This window comes from Streptococcus mitis, from assembly GCF_946188685.1.
Lineage (GTDB): Bacteria > Bacillota > Bacilli > Lactobacillales > Streptococcaceae > Streptococcus > Streptococcus mitis_CC.
The window spans coordinates 87,326-97,815 of sequence record NZ_CAMHWH010000008.1; the positions used below are offsets into that span (position 1 = coordinate 87,326).

The 10,490-nt window shown below is 39.7% G+C and carries 9 protein-coding genes, 1 tRNA gene and 1 riboswitch; of the genes, 4 read left to right on the forward strand and 6 right to left on the reverse strand.

Features of this window, described 5'->3' with window-relative positions; translation table 11 throughout:
- Positions 1 to 72: 72 nt before the first annotated feature.
- Positions 73 to 1,446, forward strand: a complete 1,374-nt coding sequence (gene mnmE, locus N8N51_RS08240) for a tRNA uridine-5-carboxymethylaminomethyl(34) synthesis GTPase MnmE (protein ID WP_261104001.1) — start codon at positions 73 to 75, stop codon at positions 1,444 to 1,446.
- 46 nt (positions 1,447 to 1,492) lie between these two features.
- On the opposite strand, the gene dapA is transcribed toward mnmE, so the two are convergent.
- The 4 genes from dapA to N8N51_RS08260 all read right to left on the reverse strand — a co-directional run bounded on the left by dapA (position 1,493) and on the right by N8N51_RS08260 (position 4,630).
- Positions 1,493 to 2,428, reverse strand: coding sequence for a 4-hydroxy-tetrahydrodipicolinate synthase (dapA, locus tag N8N51_RS08245; RefSeq protein WP_084926508.1), 936 nt, complete (start codon positions 2,426 to 2,428; stop codon positions 1,493 to 1,495).
- A 56-nt stretch (positions 2,429 to 2,484) separates the two neighbouring features.
- Positions 2,485 to 3,561 carry an aspartate-semialdehyde dehydrogenase gene (locus tag N8N51_RS08250; RefSeq protein WP_261104003.1) on the reverse strand — a complete coding sequence of 359 codons (1,077 nt, stop codon included), beginning with the start codon at positions 3,559 to 3,561 and terminating at the stop codon, positions 2,485 to 2,487.
- 387 nt (positions 3,562 to 3,948) lie between these two features.
- Positions 3,949 to 4,021: transfer RNA gene (locus tag N8N51_RS08255), tRNA-Thr, on the reverse strand.
- Between the two features lie 99 nt (positions 4,022 to 4,120).
- A complete protein-coding gene (locus N8N51_RS08260; protein ID WP_000737072.1) occupies positions 4,121 to 4,630 on the reverse strand; it encodes a QueT transporter family protein in 510 nt (169 codons plus the stop codon).
- Positions 4,628 to 4,724: riboswitch (PreQ1 riboswitch) on the reverse strand. It overlaps the preceding gene by 3 nt.
- A 28-nt stretch (positions 4,725 to 4,752) precedes the next feature.
- Here N8N51_RS08260 and N8N51_RS08265 point away from each other — a divergent pair.
- Together N8N51_RS08265 and mscL are read left to right on the forward strand one after the other, a co-directional pair.
- A complete protein-coding gene (locus N8N51_RS08265) occupies positions 4,753 to 5,184 on the forward strand; it encodes a GtrA family protein (RefSeq protein ID WP_084888067.1) in 432 nt (143 codons plus the stop codon).
- An 82-nt stretch (positions 5,185 to 5,266) separates the two neighbouring features.
- Positions 5,267 to 5,647, forward strand: coding sequence for a large conductance mechanosensitive channel protein MscL (gene mscL / locus N8N51_RS08270; RefSeq protein ID WP_000910199.1), 381 nt, complete (start codon positions 5,267 to 5,269; stop codon positions 5,645 to 5,647).
- A gap of 41 nt (positions 5,648 to 5,688) precedes the next feature.
- On the opposite strand, the gene hemH is transcribed toward mscL, so the two are convergent.
- On the reverse strand, positions 5,689 to 6,783 hold the full coding sequence (gene hemH, locus N8N51_RS08275) for a ferrochelatase (protein WP_125454502.1): 1,095 nt from the start codon (positions 6,781 to 6,783) through the stop codon (positions 5,689 to 5,691).
- 153 nt (positions 6,784 to 6,936) lie between these two features.
- On the opposite strand from hemH, the gene pepT reads away from it, so the two are divergent.
- Positions 6,937 to 8,160, forward strand: a complete 1,224-nt coding sequence (pepT, locus tag N8N51_RS08280; RefSeq protein ID WP_261104005.1) for a peptidase T — start codon at positions 6,937 to 6,939, stop codon at positions 8,158 to 8,160.
- A gap of 38 nt (positions 8,161 to 8,198) precedes the next feature.
- On the opposite strand, the gene N8N51_RS08285 is transcribed toward pepT, so the two are convergent.
- On the reverse strand, positions 8,199 to 10,490 hold a 2,292-nt coding region (locus tag N8N51_RS08285; RefSeq protein ID WP_261104006.1), incomplete at its 5' end, for a pneumococcal-type histidine triad protein.

Below are 10,490 nucleotides of genomic sequence, written 5' to 3' on the forward strand. Positions count from 1 at the left end.
TAAATTTGTTACAATTTGAAAAGAGACTTGGGAAAATTTCCAAGAAAAGAGCTATTAATTAAAGGAAATATTATGATTACACGTGAATTTGATACCATCGCTGCTATCTCTACTCCACTAGGCGAAGGGGCTATTGGTATTGTCCGCCTGAGCGGAACAGAAAGTTTTGCTATTGCGCAAAAGATTTATAAAGGAAAAGACTTGAACAAGGTTGCCAGCCACACTCTCAACTACGGTCACATTGTTGATCCTCTGACTAGTAAAGTCATGGACGAAGTCATGGTTGGAGCCATGAAATCTCCAAAAACCTTCACTCGTGAGGATATTATCGAGATTAACACCCACGGTGGGATTGCGGTGACCAATGAGATTCTCCAACTAGCTATCCGTGAAGGGGCTCGCATGGCAGAGCCTGGTGAATTTACCAAACGTGCCTTTTTAAATGGTCGTGTGGATTTGACTCAGGCTGAGGCGGTAATGGATATCATCCGCGCCAAGACAGACAAGGCCATGAACATTGCGGTCAAACAACTTGATGGTTCCCTTTCTGATCTTATCAATAATACCCGTCAAGAAATCCTCAATACACTTGCCCAAGTCGAGGTCAATATTGATTATCCTGAGTACGACGATGTTGAGGAAGCCACTACTGCTGTTGTCCGTGAGAAGACTATGGAGTTTGAGCAATTGCTAACTAATCTCCTTAAGACAGCCCGTCGCGGCAAAATCCTCCGTGAGGGAATTTCAACAGCTATCATCGGCCGTCCTAACGTTGGAAAATCCAGCCTCCTCAACAACCTCTTGCGTGAAGACAAGGCTATCGTTACAGACATTGCTGGTACAACTCGAGATGTCATTGAAGAATACGTCAACATCAACGGTGTTCCTCTAAAATTGATTGACACAGCTGGTATCCGTGAAACGGATGATATCGTTGAACAAATCGGTGTTGAGCGTTCGAAAAAAGCTCTTAAGGAAGCCGACTTGGTTCTACTAGTGCTAAATGCTAGCGAACCACTGACCGCCCAAGACAGACAACTACTTGAAATTAGTCAAGAAACCAATCGCATTATTCTACTTAATAAAACAGACCTACCTGAAGCGATTGAAACTTCGGAACTCCCTGAAGACCTTATTCGTATTTCGGTCCTCAAAAATCAAAACATTGATAAGATTGAAGAGAAAATCAACAACCTCTTCTTTGAGAATGCCGGTTTGGTTGAGCAAGATGCTACCTACTTGTCAAATGCCCGTCACATTTCCCTGATTGAAAAAGCAGTTGAAAGTTTGCAAGCTGTTAATGAAGGGCTGGAACTAGGTATGCCAGTTGACTTGCTTCAAGTTGACTTGACTCGTACTTGGGAAATACTCGGAGAAATCACTGGAGATGCTGCTCCTGATGAACTTATCACCCAACTCTTTAGTCAATTCTGTTTAGGAAAATAAGAAAAATCCATGCTCGTTATTGCGGCCATGGATTTTATTGTCTTTATTAGTAATCTGGTCTTAAGACACCTGTTACGGTTGCTTTAGTCGCTTCGTAGTCGCCATCTACAACAACCTTGATAATGCGTTTGGCATCTTCTTCTGGTGCTGGAACAAGAGGTAAACGAGTTGGACCAGCTTCAAATCCCATATAGTTAAGAACTGCCTTAACTGGAGCAGGACTTGGATATGAGAAGAGGGCATTAACCTTAGGAATAAATTTACGTTGAATAGCTGCGGCTTTCTTCATATCGCTTTCTGCAATAGCAGTAAACATCTCGTGCATTTCATCCCCATTTGTATGAGAGGCAACAGAAATAACCCCGTCCGCACCAAGGTTCATGGCATGGAAAGCATCTCCATCCTCACCTGTATAAATCAAGAACTCCTCTGGCTTGTGCTCAATCAAGTAAGCCATATTAGCCAAGCTAGTACATTCTTTGACACCAATAATATTTGGATGGTCAGCCAAACGAAGCATGGTTTCTGGAGTCAATTCGACAACCACACGACCTGGAATGTTATAGATAATAATTGGTAGGTCCGAAGCATCTGCAATCGCTTTAAAGTGCTGATACATTCCTTCTTGAGAAGGTTTGTTGTAGTAAGGAACAATAGCAAGCCCAGCTGCGAAACCACCAAATTCTGCTACTTCTTTGACAAACTCGATAGAGTCACGCGTATCATTGGTACCCACACCCGCAATCAAAGGCACACGTCCATTGACAATCTTTTGTACAGCCGCAAACAGTTCCAACTCCTCATCATGGGTCAAGGTTGGACTCTCAGCAGTGGTCCCTGCGAGAAGAATTCCATCCGTATGATGGTCCAATAAATGCTCAATCAAGGCTGGAATAGCATCGAAGTTGATGGAACCATCCTCATGGAAGGGGGTAATAAAGGCTGTGATGATTTTACACTCTTTTAAATCTTTATAAGACATGAGAAACACCTCTCTATTTTAAAGAAGGAGTTCATCTGAACTCCTAAACGTTATGACTATTTTAATTCAAATTTCAATTCGGCCGTTGGACGAACCAAGCCACGTTCGTGAAGAGTTTCAGCAATCTGAACTGAGTTCCAAGCAGCACCTTTGAGAAGGTTATCTGAAACAACCCACATGTGGATTCCTTTTTCAGCATCCAAGTCTTTACGGATACGACCAACAAAGGTATCACGCGATCCCACTGCATTGATGGCTTGCGGATAAATTTGATGAGCGACATCATCTTCAAGGACAGCGCCTGGGAAGGCTGCGATAGCTGCTTTTACTTCTTCAATTGGAGCCACTTCTTTTGTTTCGATGTAAACAGACTCAGAGTGAGCTGACAAGACTGGAATACGCACACATGTTGCAGACACTGCAATGCTATCATCTTCCATAATTTTCTTAGTTTCCTTAGTCATCTTCATCTCTTCGTAAGTGTAATCATTTTCAGTGAAGACATCAATTTGTGGAAGAGCATTGAAGGCGATAGGATAATGTTTCTTATCCCCACCTGAAGGCAAGATTCCCGCATGCAAATCACGTGGGGTTACACCATCATTCAAGACTTCACGAAGTTCACGTTGTGTCTCAAGAATTGCTCCCATACCAGCACCTGAGACGGCTTGGTAAGTTGAAACGATGATACGATTCAAGCCCCATTTTTGACGGACAGGTTCAAGCGCCACCATCATTTGGATTGTTGAACAGTTAGGGCAAGCAATAATCCCGTTGTGGGCATCAAGTGCATGAGCATTGACCTCTGGAACAACCAAAGGAACATCTGGATTTTGACGGAAGTAAGATGTATTATCTACTACTACCGCGCCAGCTTTTACTGCGTATGGTGCATACTTAGCTGATGTAGAACCACCTGCCGAAAAGAGAGCAATGTCAATTCCTTCAAAAGCTGTTTCAGTCGTTTCTTCAATTGTAATATCTTGATCTTTAAATTTCAAAGTCTTGCCTGCTGAACGTGCAGAAGCAAGTAAACGGATTTTATCGATTGGAAGTGTTGATTCTTCCAACATTTTTATCATCTGAGCTCCGACAGCACCTGTCGCGCCGACTACAGCAACTGTATATCCCATAAATAACCTCTTTCGGAATTTTCTAAAAATTTCTATAATAGATGTATTATACTACTTTTTCCATGAATTGCAAAGCATTTTCATCAATTTTTGGAAAATAAAAATCCCCAGTCGCTAGACTAGGGACTAAGAGGCATCTTCATGTGATGAGCAGGTTCACACAACTCATCAAGGTCCGCTCCTGCGTTATGACCTCCTTATGCTCAATAGTAGTCCGAAGACTACCTATCGACTCATCGCACCTTCTATTCTACTAAAGAGAATCACTTTTGTCAACAGACGAAACTCTTTAGTTTCATTTACACAGCTGAATAGAAATATCTTTGAAACTTTTGATGCAGAGATAACAAAAACCCTTGTAAATCAAGGGTTTTCTTGTCTATTTAATGCTAATTGCCGGGATTGAACCGGCGACCTCATCCTTACCATGGATACGCTCTGCCAACTGAGCTAAATCAGCTTACCTCAAAAGTATACTATAGTTAGAAAAACTTGTCAAGTTTCCTTAGAAATTTTCCATAAGAAAAAGCCAGGTAAGAGCTACCTAGCTTCTCTTCGTCTATTTGCTTAAATCAATTCGACGACCAATTTTGCCAATAATAATCGCTCCAATAATCAATGAGGCAAATTCACCGATTCCTGTTGTGAACCAAGTAAGGAAAAATGGTAATTGCGCTACGATATTCAACTCGGCAGCAATAGTAAACATGGAAATTGAAAAGAGGATTGAGAAGAAGAAATGATCTTTTCGAATCAATCCGTTAAAAAGATAATCTTTGCTGTATTTTGCAAAAAGCCAAACACCTAGACTGAGGAATACCAAGGTTGAACCACCACCAACAAAGACATCTAGCAGTCCGAAGCTAAAGAAATTAGCAATCATACAACCGATAGTAACTCCGATGATATACTTAGGATTGTAAAAAGCCATAAAGTTCATCATTTCTGAAATGCGAAACTGATAAGCACCATAGCTAATAGCATTTAAGGGTGGTGTGACAGTTAAAACGACATAGATAGCAGCAACGATTGCAATATCTGCAACATCACGAATAGTTAATTTTTTCATCTTTTCTCCTTTGGCGGTTGCCCGCGTGTAATATGCTTGGTGAAAGAAGCTAAGCACCAAGGGTTGATTCAATCAACCTTACTAGTATAGCACAATAGCCTGCTTTATGCTATACTTAAAGCATGAAAAAACGCATTGAAAGTCTCTTCGTGAATGAGCTCTTAGCCTATCTTTTTTTTGGAATAGCAACTACTCTTGTCTCCATTCTATCTAGATTAGTCATTTATCAACTAACTCATAGAGAACTCCTTGCTACTGGACTAGCAAATAGTATCGGTATCCTATTTGCATTTATTACAAATGATAGGCTTGTCTTTAAGCAAGCTAGAGAGAATTGGTCAATTCGTTTAGTAAAATTTACTATAGCACGTCTTTCTACTTTTCTTTTAGACTTGTTTTTAACTTTTATCTTTGTAACTCAGTTTCCTAATATTATCGGACAATTTGTAAATAATAATATAGACAAGGTTAATAGTATTGAAACCGTTATTTCACAATTCTTGATAATTATCCTCAATTATATTTTTAGTAAGGTATTTATTTTTAAAAAATAAGAAAAAATTAAGCATATTGCTTGCAAGAACTTCTTAATTAATATATAATCAAGAGTAAAAATTTTGGAAAGGAATTATGAAAATGTTAAAAGATCTTAAAGCATTTTTGCTTCGTGGTAATGTTGTTGACCTTGCTGTCGGTGTGATTATTGCCTCTGCTTTTGGTGCTATCGTAACTTCATTCGTTAACGATATCATCACTCCTCTACTATTGAACCCAGCCTTGGAAGCTGCGAAAGTACAAAATATCGCTGAGCTTGCATGGAATGGTGTTACATATGGTAAATTCTTGAGTGCTATTATCAACTTCCTTGTTGTAGGTACTGTTCTCTTCTTCGTTATTAAAGCTATGGAAAAAGCCCAAAGCCTTACTAAGAAAGAAGAAACTGTTGAAGAAGCTCCAGCTGGACCAACTGAATTGGAAGTACTTCAAGAAATCAAAGCTCTTCTTGAGAAAAAATAATCGATTAAAAGGATCTAGCGCAAAGCTAAATCCTTTTTTCTTTACTCTTTTGGTAACTTACCTGCTTTCTCAAGCATTTTCTTAATAAGATAAGGCATCTTAACATTTTCCCGACCTTTTTTCTCAATCAATTTTTTCACAAATTCTGGCATTTGTAAATCTTGAGATTCGGCCAAGATATTTTTCGTCTCATCTGAAGGAACTAACTCATCAAAGGTTTCTTCTTCTGGGAGAAATTCCTTAAACTCTTTGTCCTCATTAGCTCTGACTGTATTAACCAAGGCATCAATCAAACGAGAATCTGTATTTGGCATTGGTGGACGATGGTAGTTTACACCAAATTCCTGACATAAGTCATAACATTCCACATCATTGTCAAACAAGACTTCAATATGCTCGCTAATGAAGCTGATAGGAACAAAAATATAATGGTCTGGATGTTCTTTCCGTTCTCTGAGATACTCTAAGACATCTGGCTTAATCCATGGAATACCGATATCACTTTCACTTTGCCAAGTATTAGTATATTGCTCAGAACTCAAACCTAGTTTTTCAGCGACTAGCTTGCTATTTTCGAAAATTTGGTCGATATAGGGGTCACCAAAATCCAAGGCAAAAATGGGCACACTATGGGCTGAAAAGATGACTTTAAAGCTATCCTGCTTTACTTCTTCTTTTAAAATCTTAGCAATTTCATCTGCCCAATAGTTTAAGAGCGCTTCTTCTTGATACCAGTCCTTGATAACTAAAAATTTAATTTGTTTGCTTTCTAAAAATTTCTCGTATCCCATGACAGAGTAAAAAGAATAATGGGGCTCCAAAATCAAGCAAATACACTGCTCGATTCCGTCTGCTTCCATCTGACCTATTACATCTGGGATAAAGGGTCTAGAAAACTTATTAGCAAAATAAACACTATACTCATTCCCCAGCCTAGCTTCTACCAAGGCAACCTCTTCTCGGGTAATTTTTTGCAGAGGCGTGCCGCCAATTCGTACATAATTATCATAGAGAGTCTGAATTTCGTGGTCTTGAGGTCTCACTCCACGACGAATATTTGTGAAAAAATCAGCCACACCTTCAAAGGTAATCTCTTCTGGCGAACCGAAAGTCATCATTAAAATTGCTTTTTTCATAATCGCTTCCTTGTGATATTTTTATCAAGTTTATTTTATCATTTATCCATTAATAAGTAAACGCCAACATAGCGAATTTCCCTAACTTCTGTCTTTTGTTTTTCTCTCTTTTCTATGATACAATGGAAAAAATGAATTCAAAAGGAGTTTTTTATGACTTATCCAAATCTCTTGGACCGCTTCTTGACCTACGTTAAGGTCAACACGCGCTCTGATGAACACTCTACTACTACTCCAAGTACGCAGAGTCAGGTGGATTTCGCAACCAATGTTCTTATTCCTGAAATGAAACGTGTTGGACTACAAAATGTTTATTATCTACCAAATGGTTTTGCAATTGGGACCTTGCCAGCCAATGATCCATCTTTAACACGAAAAATTGGCTTTATATCTCACATGGATACTGCTGACTTTAATGCCGAAGGAGTCAATCCACAGGTAATTGAAAACTACGATGGTGGTGTGATTGAACTAGGGAATTCTGGTTTCAAACTCGATTCAGCTGACTTTAAGAGTCTTGAGAAATATCCAGGACAAACGCTCATCACAACCGATGGAACAACCTTGCTAGGTGCTGATGACAAGTCAGGGATTGCTGAAATTATGACTGCTATTGAATATCTAACTGCTCACCCTGAAATCAAACACTGTGAGATTCGTGTTGGTTTTGGTCCAGATGAAGAAATCGGTGTTGGTGCTAATAAATTTGATGCAGAAGATTTTGATGTTGATTTTGCCTACACAGTTGATGGTGGCCCACTAGGTGAACTTCAGTACGAGACCTTTTCAGCAGCGGGTGCTGAATTGCATTTCCAAGGACGCAATGTCCACCCTGGTACCGCCAAAGGTCAGATGGTCAATGCCCTTCAGCTAGCAATTGATTTTCACAATCAACTTCCAGAGAATGACAGACCTGAGTTAACTGAAGGTTACCAAGGCTTCTACCATCTAATGGATGTGACAGGTAGTGTCGAGGAGGCGCGTGCAAGCTACATCATTCGTGATTTTGAAAAAGATGCCTTTGAAGCGCGTAAAGCAGCTATGCAGTCTATCACTGATAAGATGAATCAAGAACTTGATAGCGACCGTGTCACTCTAAACTTGACAGACCAGTACTACAATATGAAAGAAGTAATTGAAAAAGACATGACTCCAGTTACCGTTGCTAAAGCCGTTATGGAAGATTTGGGGATCACTCCTATAATCGAACCAATCCGTGGAGGGACAGACGGCTCTAAGATTTCCTTTATGGGAATCCCAACTCCTAATATCTTTGCAGGAGGAGAAAATATGCACGGACGTTTTGAATACGTCAGCCTTCAGACAATGGAACGTGCAGTTGATACCATTATTGGTATCGTAGCTTATAAAGACTAAAAAGACGAGGTAGCTCAGCTACTTCGCCTTTCTTTTTATTATGCTGGTTTTTCTTGATTTCCAGTACTTGTTGTAGATTCTGTTGTTTCCTTTTCTGAAGTTGATTCAGCAGGTTTAGAATCTGTTGTGTTGCTTGGTTTGCTTTCGTCGCTAGCAGTTTCACTGTTAGATTCAGATGCTACTGGTGCTTCGGTTGCTGTACTTGCAATTGGTTGATTCTCTGCACTTGTGCTATCAGCATTCGATTCAGCTTTTGTTGCTGGAGTTGCTTCTTCACTTGCTCTTGATTTAGACTTGATTTCTTGATTCAAGACCAGAATAGCTTTTGTCAATTCAAGTAAAGCAGCCTTATCTTTACTCTTAGCAGAAAGTTGATCTAGTAGAGCATCCACCTTATCAAAGTCGGCATCAGAACCCTTATTGTTTTCTAAGTAAGCGTGAAGCGACATAAGAATATCGTAAAGTTTTTGATAGAGTACAAGTGTCTGAGGATCTTGCTCAGCATTATCCTTTTCTTGTTGAAGGGCGCTAGCGATACGAGTCAAGACATCTTTCACCTGACTGTTTACTTCATCCAAGTCTGCATCAGCCTTGTTTGTAGCAACTTTGAGATTTTCTACTTCTTCTGCTAAGGATTGTCTGATTCCTTCTTCTTGGATTTGTTCCAAGAGTTGATTTGCCTTGCTCAAAAGACTTTCTACTTCTTCCTTGCTAACATGATTGACATGTTCTTCAGGCATAAAGTCTCCGTACAATTCTTTCAAGAAGCCATAAATAGCTGTCTTGGCAGTTTGATTATCAACTTTTTCAGTATCTAGAACTGTCTGAGTCGATTTAGCAGTAGTTGGTTGAGCTTTCAAAGCTTCTTCCACTTCTTGTTTTGCCTGATAGATGCTTGGGAATAATTTGTTCAATTCTGCTGCCTTTAGGAAGGATTGAGATTGATACAGGGTCCAAGTCAACTGAGCCACTTTGTTTCGTAGTTCATCATTCAAACGACCGTCATTTACGTGTTCGTAGAAATACTTGATGTATTCTACTGTTGTAACACCTGTTCGATCATTAAAGTCTTGCAAGGCTTGAAGTTGTGATTCAACCGCTGCTAAACCGGCCTCATCTTTAGCTAACTTAGCTTCTTGGAGTCGAACGAGTAGGTCTTTCTTAGGAAGTCCATAAGTGTCCGTATCCAGAGTATTGATTTTATCAATCAAGGCCTGATATTTCTTATCTAAAGCACTTGTTTCAACAGGTTTGACACTTTCATCAATATGGATATATTGCTTATCAAAGAGTTCAAGTGTTGCAAGATAACCTGCTGTAGAGTTAGTTGCCAGTTTCTTCATATTTTCAGTAAACTGACCTAAGGCTAACTCAATCTGTCTTTGTTCGATAGGCTTGTCTTTGTAGATACTTCTGCTATCAGCTAGAAGTTGATCTACTTTCTCCAAGACTGCCTTCTCATCAAAAGCTCCAGGTTGATAATTGGATTGTAGGGCTGGAATCTTGTTTTTCAAAGCCACTTCATATCCCTTCGTTTGAACCTTGATGTAGTGATTGTGGTCGCCATGAGGAATCACAAAACTACCATTTTCTACCTGTAAACTATAAGGAGACACACCATCTCGCAAAGCAGTGGTATAGAGTTCATTTAAGAAATCAAGTTCTGGATTGCCAGTTTGAAGAGGAATCCGAACGTGTTCTTTACGAACAGCATATGGATGGATATGAGTTGGATCGTAGGCTTGGTCTGGATTTCCAAAGACAAAGAAGCCGTTTGAAATTCTAATAGCTTCAAGTGGAACTCCGTAGGTCTTAGAAATATAAGCAATTTTTTCTTCATCGCTAGCATCTCTTGAGAAAGACTCTACCGTTTTAGCAAGAGGTTTTACAGGTTCTGCATCATGATGTGTTTTCAGATGGTCTTGCGCTGCCTTAATTTGCTCTGCTGTCAAGTCCTTCTTGAAGAAGTAATGATTGTGGTCACCATGACTCATGACAAAGCCTTGATCATCTTCACTTATGACACGATCGGCATCAAAACCGTGATCATGGTCTTCATCATGATGGTGTCCATGATGATCTTCATCGTGATCGTCATCATGAGCTGGATTTGGTGTTGCTGTATTTGCACCTTTCAAGTGGTCTTGCGCTGCCTTGATTTGATCAGCAGTCAAATCCTTCTTGAAGAAGTAATGGTTATGATCACCATGACTCATAATAAAGCCTTGCTCATCCTCACTGATGACACGATTAGCATCAAAACCGTGATCATGGTCTTCATCATGATGGTGTCCATGATGATCTTCATCGTGATCGTCATCATGAGCTGG

Excerpts from the sequence above, each read along its gene's own strand:
- N8N51_RS08260 (WP_000737072.1), bottom strand. The coding sequence starts at position 4,630 with ATGAAAAAATTAACTATTCGTGATGTTGCAGATATTGCAATCGTTGCT.
- N8N51_RS08250 (WP_261104003.1), bottom strand. The coding sequence starts at position 3,561 with ATGGGATATACAGTTGCTGTAGTCGGCGCGACAGGTGCTGTCGGAGCT.
- dapA (WP_084926508.1), bottom strand. The coding sequence starts at position 2,428 with ATGTCTTATAAAGATTTAAAAGAGTGTAAAATCATCACAGCCTTTATT.
- hemH (WP_125454502.1), bottom strand. The coding sequence starts at position 6,783 with ATGAAAAAAGCAATTTTAATGATGACTTTCGGTTCGCCAGAAGAGATT.
- mscL (WP_000910199.1), top strand. The coding sequence starts at position 5,267 with ATGTTAAAAGATCTTAAAGCATTTTTGCTTCGTGGTAATGTTGTTGAC.
- mnmE (WP_261104001.1), top strand. The coding sequence starts at position 73 with ATGATTACACGTGAATTTGATACCATCGCTGCTATCTCTACTCCACTA.
- N8N51_RS08265 (WP_084888067.1), top strand. The coding sequence starts at position 4,753 with ATGAAAAAACGCATTGAAAGTCTCTTCGTGAATGAGCTCTTAGCCTAT.
- pepT (WP_261104005.1), top strand. The coding sequence starts at position 6,937 with ATGACTTATCCAAATCTCTTGGACCGCTTCTTGACCTACGTTAAGGTC.